We start from the raw sequence: 22,512 nt of genomic DNA, 5'->3' as shown, positions 1-22,512 counted from the left end.
CGCAGTGATATATTTACAGCTTTTTCCTCATCCGGGCGACTGGAATTTCCAGCTGTTCACGATATTTGGCTATGGTTCTTCGTGCAATCGGATATCCTTTTTCCTTAAGTATTTCGGCCAAAAGATCATCTGGAAGCGGATTCTTTTTGTCTTCGTCTTCGATAGTGTTCTGTAAAATCTTTTTGATTTCGAGTGTTGATACATCTTCGCCCTGATCATTTTTCATGGCTTCGGAGAAGAATTCTTTTATCAGCTTGGTACCATAAGGAGTTTCAACATATTTACTGTTAGCAACCCTCGAAACGGTCGATATGTCGAGTCCGATCATATCGGCGATATCTTTTAGAATCATTGGTTTCAAACGTATTTCGTCTCCATCCAATAAATAATCTTTCTGATAATGCATTATGGCATTCATCGTTACAAACAAAGTATCCTGACGCTGTTTTATAGCATCTATAAACCATTTTGCCGAGTCTAGTTTTTGTTTGATAAACTGTACGGCATCTTTTTGGGAACCTGATTTATCTTTCGACTCTTTATACGTCTGCATCATTTCCTGATAATCTTTGGAAATATGCAGGGAAGGGGCATTTCGGCCATTTAAAGTAAGTTCCAGTTCGCCGTCAACGATTCGGATAGCAAAATCGGGTACTATGTTTTCGGTGATTTTAGTATTTCCCGAAAAAGATCCTCCAGGTTTTGGATTCAGTCTTTCAATTTCGTGAATGGCATTTCTAAGCTGTTCGTTAGAAATGTTTAGTTTTTGAACCAGTTTGTCATAATGCTTTCTCACAAAAGCATCAAAATGCTGGTCGATTATAGCAGTAGCGAGATCAACAGATTCTGTAGGTGTTTTGTGTTTGAGCTGCAGCAGTAAACATTCCTGCAGATCACGTGCGCCAACGCCGGTAGGCTCCAGTTCGTGAATGATATTCAGAATTGTTTCCACTTGTTTTTCAGTGGTGTAAATTCCCTGTGTAAATGCCATGTCATCTACCAGATCGGGAATGCTTCTTCGGATATATCCTGTGTCGTCAATGCTTCCGACCAAAAATTCGGCGATATCGCGCTCTTCATCGTTAAGGATAAAAGTATTTAGCTGATTGATGAGGTCCTGATGAAAACTTATAGCTGCTGCAAATGGCGTTTCTTTGGTTTCATCATCATCACTGTAATTGTTGGTTTGTGTTTTATAGTCGGGAGTGTCGTCGCTGTTTAAGTATTCGTCTATGTTGATGTCTTCCGAATCTATTCTGTCCGCTTCGGAATCTTCATAATCATCGTATTCTTCAGTATCGAACTCATCTTTTTCATAGTCGTCCTCTTCTTTCCCAGACTCCAGAGCAGGATTCTCATTCATTTCCTCCAGCAGCCGCTGTTCAAATGCCTGCGTTGGCAGCTGAATTAACTTCATCAGCTGGATTTGCTGCGGAGATAATTTCTGAGATATTTTTAAATTTAAAAATTGCTTTAGCATATTGAGGGTTTGAAGGCTTAAAAGTTAAAGGTTTAATATTGTTTAAGTGTTTAAAAGTTTAAGATTATTTAAACATTTAAAGCTACCGTTAAACAAATTTAAAAAACTTTAAACAATTTTAAACCATTCAAACAGCAATAAACTTTTTAGAATTCTGCATTCTGAGGTGTTCTTGGGAACGCAATTACGTCACGAATGTTTGTCATTCCGGTTACAAATAGCACCAGCCTTTCAAATCCAAGTCCAAAACCGGAATGAACTGCTGATCCGAATCTGCGGGTATCGAGGTACCACCATAATTCTTCTTCGTCAATTCCTAAGGCTTTCATTTTTTCTGCCAAAACATCAAAACGCTCCTCTCTCTGAGAACCGCCCACGATTTCGCCAATTCCAGGGAAAAGGATATCCATCGCACGTACTGTTTTTCCGTCTTCGTTCAAACGCATGTAGAAAGCTTTGATATTGGCAGGATAATCAAACAGGATTACCGGCGATTTAAAGTGTTTTTCCACAAGATAACGTTCATGCTCCGATTGTAAATCAGCGCCCCATTCGTTGATGATGTATTGGAATTTTTTCTTTTTGTTTGGAGTCGAATCTCTAAGAATGTCAATCGCTTCAGTATAAGAAACGCGTTTGAAGTTGTTTTCCAGTACAAAATTCAGTTTTTCGAGCAAAGCCATTTCGCTTCTTTCGGCCTGAGGTTTTGATTTTTCTTCTTCCAATAAACGGCCTTCCAAGAATTTCAAATCATCAGTACATTTTTCGATAACATATTTAATTACATATCGGATAAAATCTTCGGCAAGATCCATATTGTCATTCAAATCATTAAAAGCAACTTCCGGTTCGATCATCCAAAACTCGGCCAAGTGACGTGAAGTGTTCGAATTTTCAGCTCTGAATGTTGGTCCGAAAGTATAAATCTGTCCCAAAGCCATTGCAAAAGTTTCCCCTTCCAATTGTCCTGAAACCGTTAGGTTGGTATGTTTTCCGAAGAAATCTTTTTTGTAGTCGATATTTCCTTCTTCATTTTTAGGCAGATTATCCAAAGGCAGTGAAGTCACCTGAAACATTTCGCCTGCACCTTCTGCATCTGCTCCCGTGATGATTGGAGTGTTCACATACACAAATCCTTTTTGCTGAAAATAACTGTGCACCGCATACGATAAAACCGAACGCACACGCATAATTGCGCCAAAGGCATTCGTACGTACGCGTAAGTGCGCATTCTCACGGAGGAATTCCAATGAATGTTTCTTTGGCTGCATAGGGAATTTCTCCGCATCCGAGTCTCCAAGGATTTCAAGTTTAGTAACCTGAATTTCATATTTCTGGCCTGCGCCTTTACTTTCGGCCAAAGTTCCTGTTACCGAAACCGCTGCGCCGGTTGTAATTCTCTTTAAAGTTTCATCGGGAGTATTTTCAAAATCGACAACACATTGTATATTATTAATCGTTGAACCGTCATTCAAGGCAATAAACTGATTATTCCTAAAAGTTCTAACCCAGCCTTTAGCATTAATTTCCTGTAAAGTCGTTGTGCTGTTTAATAAGTCTTTAACTTTTGTGTGTCTCATTTTAATTTTAGATTTTAAATTTCTGAAGTTGAATCAAAGAAATTATTGTTATAATTCTGTTGCAAATATAGTTGATTTGTTTGAAATTGTCATGTTGCCGGCGTTGTATTCGGAAGTTGGGAATGCTTTTTTTTGAAGCAATTTCCAGGTAGTAGCGACATTAATGTTAGTAAGGAAAAATTGAATTAAACAGATTTTCTAAAGATACCTATGCTTAGATTTATTATATAAATTGGCAAAGCAATCATGCATAAAATGGTACAGATTACCAATGTGATATTAATGGTCTGATAGTTGTCAAATACTGGAAAATCGTTTACTGTAAATAATCGAGAGTAATAAATCACTGTCCAATAAGCGAGAAAACTGCCTATTAAAAAAACAGAATGCAGCAAAGTCAAGATTTTTACAAGTCTTTTTTTGAATATCTCCTGTACCAGCCAATAACCAAATCCATAAATGAAATATACAATGCTTAGAATTATTGCGCCAAAAAAATGTGGAATTACGAAATAGGTATCATGAATATTTATGTCCAAAGTACCGTTCATATCAGATAGACCAATTATCAAAGTTATTAGTGAAACAATCCAAAAGCAATAATGAATCTTAATTTTTTTAGTAATCATAAATTTTATTTTTATGGAAATGATATTTAATTGTTTAAAATCAAATATAATAAAAAATCCAGCCTTTGTTGAGACTGGATTAGTATCTGGAAAAGACTAGCTTTATTTTTTCTCAAAATTTTCAATCTCTTCATCTGTAAATTCCAATATTTCGAGTTTAGGCTCTATAAATTCCTGTTCGTTTGCCAAAGTTCTATTTAGGGTTAAAACCAAGGCTGGCAGTAACATCAAATTCGACAGCATTCCGAACAATAATGTCAGTGAAACCAATCCGCCAAGGGCAATGGTTCCTCCAAAACTGGACAGCATGAATACCGAAAACCCAAAGAACAATACAATCGAAGTATAGAACATGCTTAAACCGGCATCGTTGAAAGTTGCATAAACCGATTTGCGGATTTTCCAGTCGTTTTTCTTTAATTCTTCTCGGTATTGCGCCAAGAACCGGACGGTGTCATCTACTGAAAGTCCAAATGCAATTCCGAAAACCAATATCGTAGAAGGTTTCAGCGGAATGTCAAAAAAGCCCATAATTCCAGCGGTTAACAGTAACGGCAGTAAATTTGGAATGATAGAAACCAAAATCATTTTAAAAGAACGGAACATAAATCCAATTAAAAGTGCGGTCAGGAAAAAGGCGAAAACCAAAGAAGAAAGCAGGTTGTCCAGCAGGTAGCCTGTCCCTTTTTGGAAAACCAATGCTTTACCTGTAATAGTTACATGGTATCTGTCCGGGGGGAAAATTTTATCGGCTTTTTTGCGGATTTCAGCTTCAACAATTGGCATTACGCCTCCGTTTTCATCACGCATGAAAGTCGTGATGCGGGCAAATTGGCCTGTTTTATCTACGTAGCTTTTCATCAGGTCGCCTTTTGCATTTTTGGTCGAATTTTTGGCATACGACAAAATAAAAGCCTGCTCCTGTGAAGTTGGTAATTCGTAATAATTCGGATTTCCGTTGTAATAAGCCTGCTTGGAATATTTGACCAGATTGACAACCGAAATAGGTTTTGATAATTCGGGAATCTCATCAATTGCTGTTTCCAGCTCGTCCATTCGCTTAAGCGTAGAAAGTTTCATGACTCCTTTTTTGTGTTTGGTATCAATCATGATTTCCAATGGCATTACGCCGTCAAACTCTTTTTCGAAGAAAAGAATATCTTGGAAAAAGGGAGCTTTTTTAGGCATGTCTTCAATAATACTGCCCGAAATACGCATTTTGTAAATTCCGATAATACTGAATACCAAAAGGGAAACGGCCACGACATAAATCGAGAAACGGCTTTCTTTTACATTTCGTAAAATCCAGTCCATAAACCATTTTACATAACCTCTGTCCAAGTGCTCAATGTGACGGTCTTTGGGTGCCGGAATGTAGCTGTGAAAAATTGGAATTACGATAATACACAAAAAGAACAACGCCAAAATGTTGATGGAAGTTACGTTTCCAAACTCAATAAGCAGTTTGTTATTTGAGGTAATAAAGGTAAAAAAACCTATCGCCGTAGTTACGTTCGTCATAAGAGTTGCCATGCCGACCTTGGTCGTAACACGCTGTAGTGCTTTGGCCTTATTTCTATGAATTTTGTATTCCTGATGGTATTTATTGGTCAGGAAAATGCAGTTTGGAATCCCGATTACAATAATCAGGGAAGGAACTAATGCGGTTAAAACAGTAATTTCATAATTTAATAATCCGAGGAAGCCAAAAGACCACATTACGCCAATAATCACAATAACTATCGAAATTAGTGTCGCTCTGAAACTTCTGAAAAAGAAAAAGAAAAGCAATGATGTTACTAATAATGAAGCTCCGATGAAAAGACTTATTTCGCTGATAATAGTCTGTGAATTCATCGTTCGGATGTAAGGCATTCCCGAAACACGAAGATCGATTTTGGTTTCTTTTTCGAATGCATCTACGGCCGGAACTAATCTGTCGGTGATGAAATCTTTTCTGGCAGGAGTATTTACGATTTTTTTGTCCAGATAAATGGCAGAGCGGATCGTTCCTGATCTTTTATTGAAAAGCAGTCCTTCGTAAAAAGGCAGATCATTAAAAAGTTCTTTCTTTATTTTTTCGAGATAAACCTGGTCAGTGGTTTTGCCTGCATCGACAAAAGGGACCAATTCAAATTTTTGAAGTGCTTCGTTTTTTTGCAATGTCTTTAAGTCATTTATCGAAATAACTAAATCTACTGCTTTGTCTCCTTTTAGACTGTTCATCAACTTTACCCAAGCAGAATAAGCCTTTGGAGTGAAAAATGTTTTGTCTTTTACGCCAATAATGACCAGATTTCCTTCTTCGCCAAATTTGTCCAAAAAGGCATTGTATTCTACGTTAACAATATTGTCATCGGGTAACATATTGGCTTCGGTATGCGTAAAATGGATGTTTTTCCACTGCATTGCCAGTAAAACTGTTGCCAAAACAACTATGGACAACATTAAAATTCTATTTCGAAGTACGACTCTGGCGATTAACTCCCAAAATCCTAAACTAAACCATTTGATCATGTCAATTTATTAAATCGCCAAAGTTAGTTAAAACAGCTATATTCCCTGTGTTTTTCAAGAATGCTTTTTGTTAATTTAATTGTTAATTTTTTATTTTTATTTTGTGCCAAAGCAGTGTTATCGCTTGTAATTTCTATATATTTGATTTTTTTCAGACGTACATGAAAAATTATTGAAAACAGCTATGAAAAAGTACAGGAATACATTGTTTTATTTTGGAGTTACAGGCGGTTTCAGCGCATTAATCTATTGGATTATAAAGCAGGGGAAACTGCTGGAAGGCAAAGAAACGATAATACGCCCATTAGAAAACAATGATTCATGGAATGATTTTCTGGTTTCAATGCTTCACAACATACAGGATCCTTTGGCTATTTTATTGGCACAAATTATCATGATTATCCTTGTGGCGCGTTTTTTTGGATGGTTTTTCAAAAAAATTGGACAGCCGTCCGTAATAGGAGAAATTATTGCCGGGATTGCACTTGGACCATCCTTATTGGGTTTGTATTTTCCTGAATTTTTCCATGCTCTTTTTCCCGCCGATTCCTTAGAAAATTTAAAATTTTTGAGCCAGATCGGACTGATACTTTTTATGTTTGTCATTGGCATGGAGCTTGATGTCAAGGTTTTGAAAAACAGGGCAAAAGAAGCCGTTGTCATTAGTCATGCGAGTATCGTTATTCCGTTTGCATTAGGAATCGGACTGGCTTATTTTGTTTATAACCGTTTTGCTCCGGAGGGAGTTAAATTCCTTTCTTTCAGTTTATTTATGGGAATTGCCATGAGTATTACAGCGTTTCCTGTTTTGGCACGAATTGTTCAGGAAAGAGGAATGCATAAAACTAAATTAGGAGCAATTGCAATCACCTGCGCCGCCGCTGATGATATTACGGCCTGGTGTTTACTGGCAGTTGTAATTGCTATTGTAAAAGCAGGAACTTTTGAAAGTTCCATGTACATTATTTCGCTGGCGGGGATTTATGTGCTTGTGATGATTTTTTTAGTAAAACCTTTCTTGAAAAGAATTGGGGATTTGTATGGTTCCAAAGACAGTTTGAGTAAACCTGTTGTTGCGATTTTCTTTCTGCTGTTGATTATTTCTTCCTATGCAACCGAATTAATTGGAATTCATGCCTTATTTGGTGCTTTCATGATGGGGGCGATTATGCCTGATGTTCCAAAATTCAGAACGGTGTTTATTGCAAAAGTTGAAGACGTATCTGTTATATTACTGCTTCCTTTATTTTTTGTATTCACCGGACTGCGTACAGAAATTGGATTAATAAACGAACCGTATTTATGGAAAGTTACCGGTTTTATCATTTTGGTAGCGGTTGCTGGTAAATTTTTTGGAAGCGCTTTGGCAGCCAAATTTGTTGGACAAAGCTGGAGAAACAGTCTTGTCATTGGTGCTTTGATGAATACGAGAGGTTTGATGGAATTGATTGTTTTGAATATTGGTTTGGCTCTTGGAGTACTTACTTCCGAAGTTTTTACAATGATGGTAATAATGGCTTTGGTAACTACTTTTATGACGGGACCCGCTTTGGATGTAATCAATTTTATTTTTAAAACGAATGATGTTACTGATCATGAAGATGAAGTAGACCAGAATAAATACCGTGTCTTGATTTCTTTTGGAAATAATGAAAAAGGAAAATCACTGCTTCGTTTGGCTCACAGTCTGGTGAAAAAACAAAAAGAAACCTGCAGTATTACTGCCTTGCATTTATCATTGAGTGATGAAATGCATACTTTCAATATTGAGGATAAGGAGAAAAGCAGTTTTAATCCTATTATGAAAGAAGCGCTTGTTTTAAAACAGGAAATAACGCCAATTTTTAAAGCAACAACCGATATTGACACAGAAATAATTGATATTGCCAATCAGGGAGATTATGATTTATTGCTTGTAGGATTAGGTAAATCAATGTTTGAAGGTACATTATTAGGCAAAGTAATTGGATTTACGTCCCGAATAATTAATCCTGAAAGGTTGTTGGATAAATTTACTGGTAAAGAAGGGCTGTTCGTGAATTCGCCGTTTGACGAAAGAACAAGACAGATCGTTTTGAGGGTAAAAATGCCTTTGGGAGTTTTGATCGATAAGGATTTGAAAGAGGTGAATCAGGTTTTTATTCCTATTTACAGTCCCGAAGATTCTTTTTTGATTGATTATGCTCAAAAATTAATCTATAATAATAATTCGGCCATTACTTTTTTGGACATGAATGGTCACACGGAATCTAATTTTGTTATTGCAAGCGCCATCGGTTCTTTAAATCAAAAATTTGCTAATAATGTAAGTCTAAATAACGAATCTGTTCTTTTGGATGAATTTTTGGAGAAACAGGATTTAATGGTGGTAAGTTTGGACAGCTGGAAAGATTTGTTAGATTCCCGTAGTTCTTGGTTGAGCGGAGTACCTTCGGTATTGATTATAAAACCGTAATTATGAACTGGATTTTACTTATCATAGCAGGTTTGTTCGAAGTAGGTTTTGCCACTTGTTTAGGCAAAGCCAAAGAAACTTCCAGCATGACCTCGACTTTATGGATGGCTGGTTTTTTTGCGGCTCTTTCTATTAGTATGACTTTATTGTACAAAGCTTCGCAAACGTTGCCAATTGGTACGGCTTATGCAGTTTGGACAGGAATTGGTGCGGTCGGGACAGTTTTGGTCGGGATTTTTGTGTTTAAGGAACCTGCGACTTTCTGGAGGCTTTTCTTTTTGTTTACTTTGATATCTTCAATAATTGGGTTGAAATTTGTTTCGGCACATTAAATAAAAAAATAATACTTTGCGTCTCTGCGTCTTTGCGGGTCAATTTCACGCAAAGGCGCAGAGACGCAAAGTTAGTGGCAATTTTACCAAGCAGACCGTAAATAATAACAAACAGTGTAACAGATGAGTAAGTATATAATTCTAATATCACTTTTTTTGACTTCAACAATTTTTTCTCAAACCAAAAAAAATATAATTGAAGAGACCTTTGATAAAATTAAAAATAATACTAAAGTTGATAAAACAGATTTAACTTGTTATAATTTAACGCAAAAAATGTATGATGAAGTTTTGCAAAATGAAATTTCTGAGTTTAAAAAAAGTACAATAGAAGAAATTAGAAATTACCAAAATAATAGAAAATCAAAAAATACGTACTTATTTTCTGCTTTAATGTTTTATCAAGAAGTTATTACAAAATCAGCTGAACAAAAAATAACAAAACCTGAATTACAAAGAGATATTATTGATTATTTAGAAAAGGAGTTTTTAGAAATTTACAATAAACTCCCTGTAATTATTTATGTCTATAAAGTTGAGACTTTAAATTTGTTTGATGACAAATCAGAATTAAAAAAGTATATCGATGAGGGTATTAAAAATTATCCAAATTCAATTCCATTGAAATATTATAGCTATAAATATTTAAATGAACTTACCTATAAAGAAGAATTAATGAGAATTAACAAAATACATTGGCTAGTTAATATTCAAGAATAAAAACTGCCACTAACAGCTACAACGGATTTGGGCAATAGACTTAATGGAAAGATAGTTTTGTATTTGGGTTGATTTGCTTCGCCTGTTCGCTATCGCTCGGGTGGCAAATCCGAAGAATGGACTTATTTTAATCCCAAAACCGCTGTAGTACCAGAACAAAATGTAGTACCTGATTTTTGAGAAATGATAACAACAGCTGATAGAAAATCTTTTTAAATATTTCAAATCAAATGGATAACGCACAAGAAAACAACACTCTCATATATATACTACTGGTAATTATTCTGGTATTCACTGTGGTTCTTTGTTATCTTATTTATAGATTGACCGCTTCCGCGAAAGCTAAAAAAAGTGTTGAAGAGCAGTTTGGTCTGCTGGAAATGAAAGTTAATAATCTGCAGCTGGAAACGCTGGAGTCACGGCTCAACCCGCATCTTTTTAAGAATATTCTCAACTCGATTCAGTCGCATGCTTATCAGACGTATTTTGCTTTGGATAAACTGGCGAATGTTTTGGATTATATTTTATATGAAAGCCAAAAAAAGTTTGTTTCCCCAAAAGAGGAAATTCAGTTTGCCTTAAATCTGATTGAAATCAACAAAATTAAGGTAAGTCCGCTTTTTGAGCTGAAAGTAAAAACCAAGATTGACGAAACCGAAAAGCTTTATGAGCAAAATCTTTTGGCACCTTTAATTTCAATTGATTTAATTGAAAATGCTTTTAAACATGCCGATCTGCAGAGTGCTGATGCTTTTATTTCTATTTTATTTGAGTTCAAGGACAATTGTTTCAGCCTGACGGTTTCCAATAAAATTTCGGAAAAAAAAGCCTTGATAAAAGAACGAAGCGGAATAGGAGCAACAACCTTGGAACAACGTCTGAAAATTATCTACAAAAATCAGTTCAAATTGGATAAATTTGTCGAAAACGACATTTATATTGCGCATTTAAAAATCAATCTGCTTGAATACAAAAATCAAATGTTTACTGCTTGACGACGAACTTCCAGGTCTTACTTATCTGAAAATGCTCTGCGAGCAGATTCCGGAACTGGAAATTATAAAGGCATTCAACGATCCCCAAAAATTATTGGAAGAAGTTCCCAAACTCGATTTTGATCTGTGTATTTCGGATATCGAAATGCCAGGAATTGATGGTTTGACGCTGGCTAATTTGCTTCAGGATAAATTGGTGATTTTTACGACCGCTTACAAAAATTACGCTGCCGAAGCTTTTGATATCAACGCAGTTGACTATATCACAAAACCAGTTACCAAGGAACGTTTGGAAAAAGCGATCGCCAAAGCCCTCGAGCGGTTTCAAAAGCCGGATGTTTCCAAAAAATTTATTAGCCTGAATACCGATAAAGGCAAGTCGTTATTGTATTTTGATCAGATTCATTACATAAAATCCGCATCGCTGGACAGTAGAGATAAAGAAGTCAATCTTACAGACGGAAGCGTTTTACTGCTTAAAAACATCAATTTTGATTCCTTATTAAACCAGCTCCCTAAAACTGATTTTTGTCGTGTGAACAAAAAAGAAATCATTGCATTATCAGCAGTACAGTTTTTCAATCATAATGAAATTACGCTTTCTATTCATGAAAAAAACGGAAAACCAATTGTGCTGGTTTTGAGTGAAACGTATAGAAATGATTTTTTGGCGAAAGTGAAAATTTAATTCGGCGGCTGAGCAGTTTTTTTGTCTTACACTTTGCTCCAAATTCTTCTGTCGATATTTAAGTTTTTGATAATTTCTTCAAAGGAATTGATTTCTTCGATATAATTCAAAAAGTAATTTTCATTTTCAATTTTGGTAAATATATCAGCTTTGAAAAGGTTTTTTTTCCATGGAATTAAAAAGTAAATTTTTCCTTCGATAAACGAAATAATAGGCAATGCTTTTTCCCTTATCGATAAAATATTTATTCTGTCAATTAAGTTTTGTGATAATACATAATATCCCGTCTGGATATCTGATGCATATATGCTGTAATTGTCATTTATGTTTTGATTCTCAACATCTATTTTGGTTAATGATTTTGAGGCAAATAGTTCATGGACTTTGTCTTTCAGATTTTCATTTTCTTTAGGGATCATCAGAATTTTTCCTCTAAAGTCTTTGTTGAAATCTGCATACATGAAAAAGCCGGAATAAAACATATTAATATCTTTGATTACACCCGCAAAAACTTCATCATGCTCATTGTCATTGTCAAAAATATTTTTAAAAATTTCTATAGGTATCAGAATAAGCGAAAGTAAACAGCCTCCGGCAGTCTTGCTGTAATTCGTTACTTCTTTATGAAATTTGATTTCAAAAAATTCTACATCTATATCTTCTATTTTGCCTTTTGTATAATCTTCACCTTCAATTTCAATGGTATCAGAAAAGAATCCTTGGTTCAGAATTTCACTTTCCTGCAGGATTTTATTATTATAGCCGTATGAAGAATAACTCAAATTAGGTTTTGTTTTTTCGAAGACTGCCGGCAAAAAATTGTCTTTTAGATTTGATTCAAAAACTATTTTTGGATCATTCATTGCCAAAGTTAACAGGTACATAATTCCAATAGTAATTGTTACAGGAAGCAGTATGGGAATTATACAGTTTAAGACTGCAGAGACTATCAGAATTCCCTTCAATAACTTTCTTAAAGGTTTTACTATACTGTAAATTCTATTGAGTTTAACAGCTTTAATTCTTGATCTTTCCAGAAATTGTGCTTGTTCATTTAAAAAAGCAATTAATTCTTTATCCATAATCTTAATTAAATAGTCCTTTTAAATTTGGAACTGATTTAGAATTTTGCTCAGCTATAAAATAAGGTCTTATTGTAAAGTCATAAATGCTGGCGAAAAGGGTTGAAGGAAATGTTTGTATGGAGTCATTCAGGATTTTAACAGATGCATTATATGCTCTTCTAGCTGCGCTTATCTGTTCTTCAGCTTCATTTAGGCTTCTTTGCAAATGCAGCATGTTTTCATTAGATTTTAGATCAGGATAATTTTCAACAGTTACCATAAGCTGTTTTAATTGTTCTGTTAAATCGTTTTCTAAACTAAATCTTTCTGCAGAACCAGGTTTTATTTGAGTTATCCTGCTTCTTAATTCTACAATTTCTTTGAGGGTGTTTTGTTCAAATGACATGTATTTTTTTACGCTTTCAACTAAATTTGGTATGAGTTCGCCTCTTTTTTGTAATTCAACATCAACACCGCTGAATGAGTATTCAACCTGATTTTTCTTCCTTACTAATCCATTGTAAATAGATATAAAGACTGGAATGGTTATAAAAAATATTGGTAATGTGATTATGGTTAGGATTATAAGAGTAATAAAGGCAGTGGTTTTGTTCATGATTTTTGTATTTTGTTTTCTTAATATTTTGAAGTTTTGTGCACAGCAATGTTTTGATTATACAATGGTTTGGGATTAAATTAAATCAATTATTTGAATTTACCAAAAGATCCCAAAGACAACTTTCATTACGCCAATTGCGTTAATTCGTTGTAGCTGTTATGGGCAGTTATTTGCGTGTTCAAAATTAGAGGCTAGGTGTTTTCTTTCTTCTTCAGTCATTTTTCATCCACCGTAACCTGTTCATGTTTCCTAAGTTAATTCTCATAATGTATTCGTCTTCACCTATATAATTCATAATCATTTCAGAGAATCCACATCCGCCAGAATCTCTCGCTTTCACTAAAACATCAACAAGGGGATAAAATGTATGCTTATAGTTACCAATCTTATAGAATTTATCTTCAAATTCGAGTTCTTCTTTCGTATCACAAATTATTAAATAAGATCTGCCGTTTCCAAATCTTCTTGCACATTCTAATCGTCCGGTAAAACTCGCTATTTTATTCTCTTTGCTAATCCTTTTACATGACCGGAATAAAATTGGTCTTTTTGTAGGTAAATAATTTTTTAATACGATATCCCATACATCAAAAAAAGCTTTTCTTTTATCTTTGAAGTCTGTAAGAATCCAATTGCTAATAAATCTTCTGGTTGGTTCAGTAATATTTGCATCTTTCTGCAAAATATCAATCAGATTTTGAGCTATTTCGCTTTTCTCATCTTTTGACAACCTATATTGTAATCTATCATCCATAATATTTAAAAAACTTCAAACCACCCAGTTTCGGCTGTATTTTGTGTTATAAAAACCGCTGGTGTTTATTTGACTAATGTATAGATAAATATTTACAAATCATCACAGAATTTTTGTCTGCTAAATGTTTTTTCGTAGTTTCATTAACTTTGAAAAAACATTGTTTTTATTAGTCTGTAAATCTATATGGTACATTTTATATGTAGATGAATATGCTTCTTGGGTTAACTTATTACAAAGTTTTTCCCTCTTGTTACATCCCGCCAAAATTAGACTGCAATTCGTTTTAGGCTTTCAAAATCTGTTTACATATTTGCACTTGAATTAAATTACCTTAATCAAGATATATGAAAAATATAACGAAATCTTTTTTTTATCTGATAATGATTGGCGGATTTTCTGGATTGATCTATTGGATTATCCTAAAAGGAAAAATGCTGGAAACTGGGCGAAATATTGTGTCTAATCATCAAGAAAATGGACATTGGAATGATTTTTTGGCGTCAATGTCGCAGAATCTGCACCATCCGCTGGCAATACTTTTGGCACAGATTGTAACGATTATTCTGGTGGCTCGTTTCTTTGGCTGGGTCTGCCGAAAAATTGGACAGCCAACAGTAATTGGTGAAATGATTGCCGGTATTGTATTGGGCCCGTCTTTGATCGGGATGTATTTTCCGGAATTCTCAGCCATGCTGTTTCCAAAGGATTCATTAGGAAATCTTCAGTTTTTGAGCCAGATCGGATTGATTCTTTTCATGTTTGTAATAGGAATGGAACTCGATTTGAAAGTGCTAAAAAACAAAGCGCATGATGCCGTAGTAATTAGTCATGCCAGTATTATTGTTCCGTTTGCGCTAGGTTTGGGCTTGGCATATTATATTTATCATTCATTTGCTCCTGAGGGAGTGGAGTTTCTTTCTTTTGGATTATTCTTAGGAATCGCTATGAGCATTACAGCTTTTCCTGTTTTGGCAGGAATTGTCCGTGAGCGCGGGATACATAAGACAAAGTTGGGCGCCATCGTAATTACCTGCGCCGCTGCTGATGACATAACTGCTTGGTGTATTTTGGCTGCAGTTATTGCGATTGTAAAAGCGGGTTCGTTTACCAGTTCGCTGTATGTTATAGTTTTGGCGGTTTTTTATGTATTGCTGATGCTGAAAGTCGTTCGCCCATTCTTAAAAAAAGTAGGTGATTTGAGATCGACGCGAGAAAGTTTAAGCAAGCCGATTGTTGCGATTTTCTTTTTGACTTTACTGCTTTCCTCTTATGTTTCTGAACTGATTGGGATTCACGCCTTGTTTGGAGCGTTTCTTGCAGGAGCTATCATGCCGGAAAACAATAAGTTCCGATCTATTTTTATCGAAAAAATAGAAGACGTTTCGGTTGTTGTTCTGCTTCCTTTATTTTTTGTTTTTACTGGTTTGAGAACGCAGATAGGGTTGATTGATGATCCGCATTTGTGGAAAATAACGGGTGTTATTATTCTTGTTGCCGTTGCTGGTAAATTTTTCGGGAGTGCTTTTGCCGCAAAGTTTGTGGGACACAGCTGGAAAGACAGTCTGTCTATTGGTACCTTAATGAATACGCGCGGACTGATGGAACTGGTCGTACTGAATATTGGATATGATTTGGGTGTTTTGTCTACCGAAATTTTTACAATGATGGTGATTATGGCTTTGGTCACTACATTTATGACTGGGCCGGCTTTGGATTTAATAAACTTTGTTTTTAAAGATAAACCGACAGCTATTCCGGAAGAAATCAGCAGTAAAAGCAAATACAAAATTCTTATTTCTTTTGCGACAGCAGATAAAGGAAAACTGCTGCTAAAAGTTGCCAACAGCTTCGTTAAGAAACAAGGCGGCAATACGATTGTAACTGCCATGCATTTGACATTGAGTTCGGAACTGCATTCTTTTGATGTGAAAGAGCATGAAAGGGAAGTTTTTATGCCCGTTATTTCCGAATCCGAAAATCTGAACCAAAAAATAGTCACTCATTTTAAAGTGTCCAATGATATTGATTCTGATATAACTGAAACGGCTAATCACGGCGATTATGATTTACTGTTAGTTGGTTTGGGACAATCTATTTTTGAAGGGACATTATTGGGGAAAGTGCTTGGGTTTACAACACGCATTATCAATCCGGATCGTTTTATTGATAAAATTACCGGAAAAGAAGGGCTGTTCGAAAATTCTCCTTTTGATGAAAGAACAAGACAGATTATTGCCAACAGCAAAATGCCGGTTGGAATCCTTGTTGATAAAGAGTTGGAAGAAATCAACAGGGTTTTTATACCAATTTTCTCTGCCGAAGATGGTTTCCTGATGGAATTTGCCCAAAAGTTGATACACAATAACGGCTCCCAAATTACGGTTTCGGATTCTATGGGAGAAGCCAGAAAAGACAGAGAGATTCAGGAAGCTGTCCGTTCGATAGAACAAATCGCTCCTAACCATATTATGATGATGCAGGAAAGAATGATCAAAAAAGAGTTTCTGGAGCTGCAGGATTTAATGATTATCAGCTTGGAAAGCTGGAAAAAACTAATTGATTCCCACAGTACCTGGCTTAATAATACGCCTTCGGTGCTTATTATTAAACCTTAAGAGTAGAAGGACCGCAGAGACCTGTTTATGGATTCTGCGGTTTTACAGTAAATTTTTTGAGAACAGTATGCACACAGATCGGCGGGAAAATTTTTGTAATAATATCAAGTAACGCTTCTTTACTCATGGTTTTTTGTCTAAAACATGAGATTTCTTGGATGGTGTCCGCTTTGGATTTGCCGGCAGGATTGAATGAACTGCTGAGCATCATAATAGCAATATTTCTTTGCAGGAGGAACATTGTATTTTTGATAAGTCTCAATGGAGTTTTTAGCTGTTTTTTTATTGCTGGAGTTTAAACGGATTTTAAATCTTACATCTGCTGTTAGATGGTAAAGAATCGCAAATTCTCCTCTTTTTTTAATTTAAAGAAATTAACTACAGGCAATTTATTTCTAAAATAAAAGCAAAAATTTGTTTTAAATTCTGTCATTGGAACGGTTTTAAGAATTCCGCTTTTATAGTATGAAAGAATTAACGAATTTAAATTTTTTGGACTTTAAATTTATATTAAATTAAAAACTCTATAATTCTGGTAGAGTTTAAAGAATCAGAATAAAAATTTAACTAAAGTTCTTGGATGCTACCAAATTAAATTTGTTGAATTATTTTATTATGTTTGCCCGGAATCTAATTTTCTAAAACAAAACAATTGTCAACCCCTGGTTTAAATTCCGATACTCTTTTAATAGATCGTCTGCGTAATGGAGATGAGTCGGCTTTAACAGAACTCTACAATAAATTCTGGCAATTGTTATTCACGTCTTCTTATAATGTGATTAAAGACAAAGAGCTGTGCGAAGATATTATTCAGGATATTTTCATGAATATCTGGCACAATCGTGAAAAATTAGATATTCATATTTCTTTAAAAGGCTATATGTATGCCTGTGCGCGTTATCAGGTTTTTAGTTATTTAAAGAAAAATAAAGATAAGGTGCATGTCGAAATTTTTGATGATTTAGAAAAACGTTTTCAGCATACTACGCCTGAAACTGAAATGATGCACGAGGAATTAGTGCAGCAGATTAATCTAATCATTGAAGCCCTTCCTGAAAAATGCCAGCTGGTTTATAAATTAAGCAGGGAAGAGCAGTTATCTCATAAAGAAATTGCAGAACGCCTAAACATTTCTGCAAAAACAGTTGAAAATCATATTGGAAAAGCGCTACAGACCATTAGAGCATCAATGGGAAATACATTGAGCGTTGCAATGATTTTATGGCTTTCTAAAAATCTTTAGGGAAGTAAAAATGATTGCCGATAATAAGTTAAAAATGCTGATTTTTCTTATTTATATCAAGACTTTTCTTAAAAAGAGTAAAAAAATCAAAAAAAACACAATTTGGACTAGGGGGTAAATGTCTTTTTGGATACTTACTTAATATACTCCCGCATTAATATTAAAAAAAATGGAAAAAGAAGAATTCTTAACGTTATTAAACAGATATATTTCTGGTGATACTAATCGGGAGGAGAGTAAAAAGTTACTGCGTTTTTATGAAAGTTTTCAGACTTCTGATGAATGGGACGAAAGCTTGGGGTCAAAAGAAGAGATTCAAAATAAAATGCTGCAGCGGATTCAGGATGCGATAAAATCGGAGGAAACTAAAGTAATTCCGTTGAAACCGTTTTACACTAGAAAAAGTTTCAAAGTAGTGGCCGCAGCATCAGTTGCGATGCTTATTTCCATTTCGTTATTATTTAACCGAGGAAACAAGACAAAAGATACAATTCCGGTTGCTGCCAATAAAAATATTTTGATCGGAACCGATAAAGCAACACTGACTTTAGAAGACGGATCTGTAATTGAATTGGAAAAAGGAAAAGCTTACAGCAAAGGAAATGTTTCTAGTAATGGCGAGAAATTAATTTACAATTCAAAAGACGGCAAAACTGCTGCAATTGCTAATAACTTTTTAACGATTCCGAGAGGAGGGCAGTTTTTTGTCCAACTGGCTGACAGTACAAAAGTCTGGCTGAATTCAGAATCACAATTAAAATATCCGGTTGCTTTTACTGACGGCGAAACCAGACAAGTGGAACTGCTGTATGGAGAAGCTTATTTTGAAGTGTCGCCAAGTACAAAACATAAAGGTTCAAAATTTAAAGTCAAAACTCAGGAACAGAATGTTGAGGTTATTGGCACTGAATTCAATATCAAAGCTTATAAAGATGAAACTACAATTTATACCACACTGGTAAAAGGAAAAGTTGCAGTAAGTAATTCAGGCAGTAAAGCAATTCTGGCACCAGATGAGCAATCCAGAATAAGCAGCTCCAACGGAAGCATAGCTGTTGCCGAAGTTGATGTTTACAATGAAATTTCATGGAGGAAAGGTTTGTTTGTTTTTAAAGGAATGCCGCTGAAAGATATTGCAAGAGTCCTGTCCCGCTGGTATGATACTGATATAGTGTTTGCTGATCCGGCACTTGGGAATGTGAAGTTTAACGGGGTATTAAATAAAAATCAGAATCTCGAAGATATACTAACTACAATCAAGAACATTAACTTTATTAACGCCTATGAAAAAAAAGACAATAAGATTATAATAAAATAAAAAAGAAAAGGGATTAAAGTTTAGACCTCTCACCGTACCTCACTTCATCCCTTTCTGTGTATTAATCAATTAATCAGTTTTAAACCAATCAACCAATTAACATGTAAATTTATGAAATTTAAATTAACCAGTGTCTATTTCTATTTTAGAAAGCGGCTAATTATTAACATTATGAGAGTTTTTATCTTCTTGTTTTGTACTACAATTTTTGGTTTTTCTCCCATAAATGTATTTTCACAAAACACAAAAATTGTAATTACAGCTGATAAAACGGTAACTGTCGATGAAGTTTTCGATCTTATCAAACAACAGACTAACTACACTTTTATTTATCAGGAAGATTTATTCAAAAAACTGCCTAAAGTACATCTTAAAAAAGGAAAAATCAGAGTAAATGATTTACTGGAGGCTAGTTTTCCAGGTAAAGATTTTAACTTCAGTTTTACTAATGGCAATACAATTTTAGTAAAACAAAGACCAGCAGAAAAAGTTGTGGTACTGCAGTCAAAAGTTATTGAAATTTCAGGAAAAGTGACAAATAGTGCTAATGAACCCCTGCCAGGAGTAAATATAAAAGTCAAAGGTACAAATGCGGCAGTACAGACTGGTTTTGACGGAAAATATGTAATCACAGCTCCTGAGGACGGAGAGATTCTTTTTACATATATTGGATACCGTTCACAAACTATTTCAGTTAATAAAAGAAATTTGATTAATGTCATTTTAAAGGCAGAAACAAAAGAACTTGTTAGTGTGGTGGTGAATACCGGTGTAACGGTAAGGAAAAAGGAATTAATTACAGGTGCGGTGTCTACTTTTAAAGGAGAGGAATTAAGACAGGTTTCGACTCAAAATGCGATTCAGGCTTTAAAAACGCTGGATCCTTCATTTATTGTACTGGATAATAATATAGCCGGTTCAAATCCTAATGCGCTGCCGGTTATTGAGGTGAGAGGGCAGACGAGTTTATCTGTAAATCAGGTAAATGACCAGTTTAAAGAAGATCCAAACCAGCCTTTATTTATCCTAGACGGATTTCCAACAACATTACAGCAGGTGGTCGATTTAGATATTAACAGAATTGCCAGCATTACTTTATTGAAAGATGCCGCTTCGACCGCTTTATACGGATCCCGTTCTGCCAATGGGGTTGTAGTTATTGAAACCAATAAACCTCTGCCGGGGCAGTTACAGTTTTCGTATGTATATAACTCTTCTTATGAGATAGCAGATTTAAGTGTTTATCATTTAATGAATGCTGAACAGAAATTAGAATTCGAAAGACTTTCAGGCGCTTATATTATTACCAATGGTTCAGCGGAGACTACGCCGTATACATGGGATCAGGAATACAACCGCCGTTTGGCCGCTGTACGCCGAGGTGTAAACACCTATTGGCTGAATGAACCAATACAGATGGGAATTACCTCCGGGCATAGTTTGTCTTTTGGAGGAGGATCAGAAGAATTTAGATTCAATATCGCCGGAAATTACAAATCATTAACCGGAACAATGAAGGGATCTGAACATAATACTTGGGGATACAATACAACATTAACATACCGAAAAAATAAATTAACCCTTAATAATAACTTTTTTGTTTCAGGAGGAAACAATCAGGAATCACCGTATGGTTCTTTCGAAACCTGGGCAAAAGCGAGTCCGTATTATCCAAAGGTTAATGAAAATGGTGTTGTAACCCGTTATCTGGATGGAACATCACTGCCAACACCTGCCAATCAGGCTGTAATTGTAAATCATCCGGCAAACCCGCTTTACAATGTTTTTCTGCCAAGTTATGATAAAGGAAATGATTTTAATTTTACAAATAACTTCGCTTTAAATTATGATGTGAACGAACATATAAAAACAACCGGAGCATTGTCTGTTTCTAGAAACAGCAATGTGGAAACCGTATTTGTATCACCGGATGATACTCGTTTTATCAATAATATTACTGCAGAAAAAGGAACATATACCAGAAAAGACGCTATAACTAATAAATGGAATGCTAATATTGGAGGAACTTATTCTAATGTCTTCAGCAGTGTCCACTCTTTCAATTATACTATTAGATTATCTGCACAGGAAGGTAAAAATAATTCGTATTTATCAAAGTTAAGAGGGTTTCCGATCGGAGTACCTGGAAATCCTTCATTTGCTTTTGGATATGAACCAAACGGCAAGCCCAGCACTTACAATAACTTAGTCAGAAGTGTCGATCTGACGAATCAGCTTAACTATGCCTATGATCGAAGATTTTTGTTCGATTTTACCCAAACGATTTCCGGAGCGACAAATTTTGGAACAAATAAAAAATACTCGCCTTACTGGGGTGCAGGTATTGGATGGAATCTGCACAATGAGTTTAACATGAACGAAAATATCGTTAACACCTTAAAACTGCGGGCAAATATCGGTCAGACTGGAAACCAGAATTTAGTAGGTTATGCATCTTATGATGTTTATGCCTATGATGCGAACACCAACATTTTTGGTGCCGGATTAGACATTTCTCAAATTGCAAATCCAAATCTGGAAGCTCAAAAAACAAAAGATATATCAGCAGGATTAGATTTAGCAATGTTTAGAAACAGGCTGACTGCAACTTTCGGGGTTTACCGCCGTACTACTTCGCCTCAAATTGTTTCTATAGATCTTGCCGCTTCTACAGGTGTAAATGCTTATCCTTTAAACGTGGGACATTTAACCACAGAAGGACTTGAGCTTAAAATAAATTACAACTTCATTTATGACCTTTCTAAGAATTTTATCTGGGGGATTGGATTAATGTCATCTTCAGGAAGTAATGAATTGGGAGGTTTCAATAATGCTTTGGCTTCTTTAAATGATGCCGCACAAAAGACAGCAAGTTTAGTGAGATATTATGACGGAGCCAGTAATAATGATTTATGGGCCGTACCTTCTTTGGGAATTGATCCTGCAACCGGAAGAGAAGTTTTTCTTAAGAAAAATGGACAGACAACTTTTGTTTTAGATAAAAAAGATGAAGTTGTAATGGGGAATTCCAGAGAAACTGCAACAGGAGTAGTTTCGACAAACGTAACTTATAAAGGGTTTAGTTTTGGGCTGTTTGTACGTTATAGTTTTGGCGCAGACAGATTTAATTCAGCATTGTACAATAAAGTAGAGAACATTTCGAGAGATAATATTTTTGATAATCAGGATGTCAGAGCCTTTACTGACCGCTGGACAACACCAGGACAATTGGCAGAATTTAAAGCAATTGGTTTAACAAACAATACACCAATATCATCACGTTTTATTCAGAAAGATGATTATGTTTCCGGAGAATCTATCCGTGTAGGATACAGAATAACCGAGAAAGCATGGCTGAAAAGAAACGGATTAACAGCATTAGGGTTTAATGCTTTGGCAAACGAATTCTTTAGAATATCTACTATAAAAGCAGAACGCGGAATCGATTATCCTTTTTCCAGAATCTATTCATTTAGTTTAAACTTATCATTTTAATTATT

General features: G+C 35.1%; 16 protein-coding genes. 9 read left to right on the top strand and 7 right to left on the bottom strand.

Going from position 1 to position 22,512, the window contains the following annotated elements; all coding sequences use genetic code 11:
• Positions 1-13 precede the first annotated feature (13 nt).
• The 4 genes from rpoN to OZP07_RS20215 form a co-directional block, all read right to left on the bottom strand.
• Positions 14-1,480, bottom strand: coding sequence for an RNA polymerase factor sigma-54 (gene rpoN, locus OZP07_RS20230; RefSeq protein ID WP_281636520.1), 1,467 nt, complete (start codon positions 1,478-1,480; stop codon positions 14-16).
• A 146-nt stretch (positions 1,481-1,626) separates the two neighbouring features.
• The gene (gene asnS, locus OZP07_RS20225) at positions 1,627-3,060 is read right to left on the bottom strand and encodes an asparagine--tRNA ligase (RefSeq protein WP_281636519.1); all 1,434 of its coding nucleotides are present in this window, start codon (positions 3,058-3,060) and stop codon (positions 1,627-1,629) included.
• A gap of 185 nt (positions 3,061-3,245) precedes the next feature.
• Entirely contained in the window at positions 3,246-3,689 is a 444-nt protein-coding gene (locus OZP07_RS20220; protein ID WP_281636518.1) for a hypothetical protein, read from the bottom strand.
• Positions 3,690-3,791: 102 nt separating this feature from the next.
• The gene (locus OZP07_RS20215) at positions 3,792-6,206 is read right to left on the bottom strand and encodes an efflux RND transporter permease subunit (protein ID WP_281636517.1); all 2,415 of its coding nucleotides are present in this window, start codon (positions 6,204-6,206) and stop codon (positions 3,792-3,794) included.
• A gap of 184 nt (positions 6,207-6,390) precedes the next feature.
• Here OZP07_RS20215 and OZP07_RS20210 point away from each other — a divergent pair, with 184 nt between their 5' ends.
• The 5 genes from OZP07_RS20210 to OZP07_RS20190 all read left to right on the top strand — a co-directional run bounded on the left by OZP07_RS20210 (position 6,391) and on the right by OZP07_RS20190 (position 11,396).
• Positions 6,391-8,661, top strand: a complete 2,271-nt coding sequence (locus OZP07_RS20210; RefSeq protein ID WP_281636516.1) for a cation:proton antiporter — start codon at positions 6,391-6,393, stop codon at positions 8,659-8,661.
• A gap of 2 nt (positions 8,662-8,663) precedes the next feature.
• The gene (locus OZP07_RS20205) at positions 8,664-8,993 is read left to right on the top strand and encodes a DMT family transporter (RefSeq protein WP_281636515.1); all 330 of its coding nucleotides are present in this window, start codon (positions 8,664-8,666) and stop codon (positions 8,991-8,993) included.
• Between the two features lie 123 nt (positions 8,994-9,116).
• Complete coding sequence (locus OZP07_RS20200; RefSeq protein ID WP_281636514.1) at positions 9,117-9,713, top strand: hypothetical protein; 597 nt, start codon at positions 9,117-9,119, stop codon at positions 9,711-9,713.
• A 230-nt stretch (positions 9,714-9,943) separates the two neighbouring features.
• Positions 9,944-10,708, top strand: a complete 765-nt coding sequence (locus OZP07_RS20195; RefSeq protein WP_281636513.1) for a sensor histidine kinase — start codon at positions 9,944-9,946, stop codon at positions 10,706-10,708.
• Positions 10,677-11,396 carry a LytR/AlgR family response regulator transcription factor gene (locus OZP07_RS20190; protein WP_281636512.1) on the top strand — a complete coding sequence of 240 codons (720 nt, stop codon included), beginning with the start codon at positions 10,677-10,679 and terminating at the stop codon, positions 11,394-11,396. Before OZP07_RS20195 ends, OZP07_RS20190 begins: the two co-directional genes overlap by 32 nt.
• A gap of 26 nt (positions 11,397-11,422) precedes the next feature.
• On the opposite strand, the gene OZP07_RS20185 is transcribed toward OZP07_RS20190, so the two are convergent.
• The 3 genes from OZP07_RS20185 to OZP07_RS20175 form a co-directional block, all read right to left on the bottom strand.
• Positions 11,423-12,478 (bottom strand): DUF3137 domain-containing protein, encoded by a 1,056-nt coding sequence (locus OZP07_RS20185; RefSeq protein WP_281636511.1) that lies wholly within the window; start codon positions 12,476-12,478, stop codon positions 11,423-11,425.
• Between the two features lie 4 nt (positions 12,479-12,482).
• Positions 12,483-13,076: a LemA family protein gene (locus OZP07_RS20180; RefSeq protein ID WP_281636510.1), complete on the bottom strand. Its 594-nt coding sequence runs from the start codon at positions 13,074-13,076 to the stop codon at positions 12,483-12,485.
• Positions 13,077-13,290: 214 nt separating this feature from the next.
• On the bottom strand, positions 13,291-13,833 hold the full coding sequence (locus OZP07_RS20175; protein WP_281636509.1) for a hypothetical protein: 543 nt from the start codon (positions 13,831-13,833) through the stop codon (positions 13,291-13,293).
• A 347-nt stretch (positions 13,834-14,180) separates the two neighbouring features.
• On the opposite strand from OZP07_RS20175, the gene OZP07_RS20170 reads away from it, so the two are divergent.
• The 4 genes from OZP07_RS20170 (at position 14,181) to OZP07_RS20155 (ending at position 22,507) form a co-directional block, all read left to right on the top strand.
• A complete protein-coding gene (locus OZP07_RS20170; RefSeq protein ID WP_281636508.1) occupies positions 14,181-16,451 on the top strand; it encodes a cation:proton antiporter in 2,271 nt (756 codons plus the stop codon).
• Between the two features lie 652 nt (positions 16,452-17,103).
• Positions 17,104-17,694 carry an RNA polymerase sigma factor gene (locus tag OZP07_RS20165; protein WP_194641481.1) on the top strand — a complete coding sequence of 197 codons (591 nt, stop codon included), beginning with the start codon at positions 17,104-17,106 and terminating at the stop codon, positions 17,692-17,694.
• 169 nt (positions 17,695-17,863) lie between these two features.
• Positions 17,864-19,012 (top strand): FecR family protein, encoded by a 1,149-nt coding sequence (locus tag OZP07_RS20160; RefSeq protein ID WP_281636507.1) that lies wholly within the window; start codon positions 17,864-17,866, stop codon positions 19,010-19,012.
• A 171-nt stretch (positions 19,013-19,183) separates the two neighbouring features.
• Positions 19,184-22,507, top strand: a complete 3,324-nt coding sequence (locus tag OZP07_RS20155; protein WP_281636506.1) for a SusC/RagA family TonB-linked outer membrane protein — start codon at positions 19,184-19,186, stop codon at positions 22,505-22,507.
• The last annotated feature ends 5 nt before the right edge of the window (positions 22,508-22,512 follow it).

The organism is Flavobacterium marginilacus (genome assembly GCF_026870155.1).
In the GTDB taxonomy this organism is placed as follows: domain Bacteria; phylum Bacteroidota; class Bacteroidia; order Flavobacteriales; family Flavobacteriaceae; genus Flavobacterium; species Flavobacterium marginilacus.
This window is presented reverse-complemented; position numbering and strand designations above follow the sequence as displayed.

Coding starts and splice junctions, on each gene's coding strand:
- OZP07_RS20200 (WP_281636514.1), top strand. CDS start 9,117: ATGAGTAAGTATATAATTCTAATATCACTTTTTTTGACTTCAACAATT.
- OZP07_RS20205 (WP_281636515.1), top strand. CDS start 8,664: ATGAACTGGATTTTACTTATCATAGCAGGTTTGTTCGAAGTAGGTTTT.
- rpoN (WP_281636520.1), bottom strand. CDS start 1,480: ATGCTAAAGCAATTTTTAAATTTAAAAATATCTCAGAAATTATCTCCG.
- OZP07_RS20180 (WP_281636510.1), bottom strand. CDS start 13,076: ATGAACAAAACCACTGCCTTTATTACTCTTATAATCCTAACCATAATC.
- asnS (WP_281636519.1), bottom strand. CDS start 3,060: ATGAGACACACAAAAGTTAAAGACTTATTAAACAGCACAACGACTTTA.
- OZP07_RS20160 (WP_281636507.1), top strand. CDS start 17,864: ATGGAAAAAGAAGAATTCTTAACGTTATTAAACAGATATATTTCTGGT.
- OZP07_RS20220 (WP_281636518.1), bottom strand. CDS start 3,689: ATGATTACTAAAAAAATTAAGATTCATTATTGCTTTTGGATTGTTTCA.
- OZP07_RS20155 (WP_281636506.1), top strand. CDS start 19,184: ATGAGAGTTTTTATCTTCTTGTTTTGTACTACAATTTTTGGTTTTTCT.
- OZP07_RS20170 (WP_281636508.1), top strand. CDS start 14,181: ATGAAAAATATAACGAAATCTTTTTTTTATCTGATAATGATTGGCGGA.
- OZP07_RS20215 (WP_281636517.1), bottom strand. CDS start 6,206: ATGATCAAATGGTTTAGTTTAGGATTTTGGGAGTTAATCGCCAGAGTC.
- OZP07_RS20175 (WP_281636509.1), bottom strand. CDS start 13,833: ATGGATGATAGATTACAATATAGGTTGTCAAAAGATGAGAAAAGCGAA.
- OZP07_RS20195 (WP_281636513.1), top strand. CDS start 9,944: ATGGATAACGCACAAGAAAACAACACTCTCATATATATACTACTGGTA.
- OZP07_RS20210 (WP_281636516.1), top strand. CDS start 6,391: ATGAAAAAGTACAGGAATACATTGTTTTATTTTGGAGTTACAGGCGGT.
- OZP07_RS20185 (WP_281636511.1), bottom strand. CDS start 12,478: ATGGATAAAGAATTAATTGCTTTTTTAAATGAACAAGCACAATTTCTG.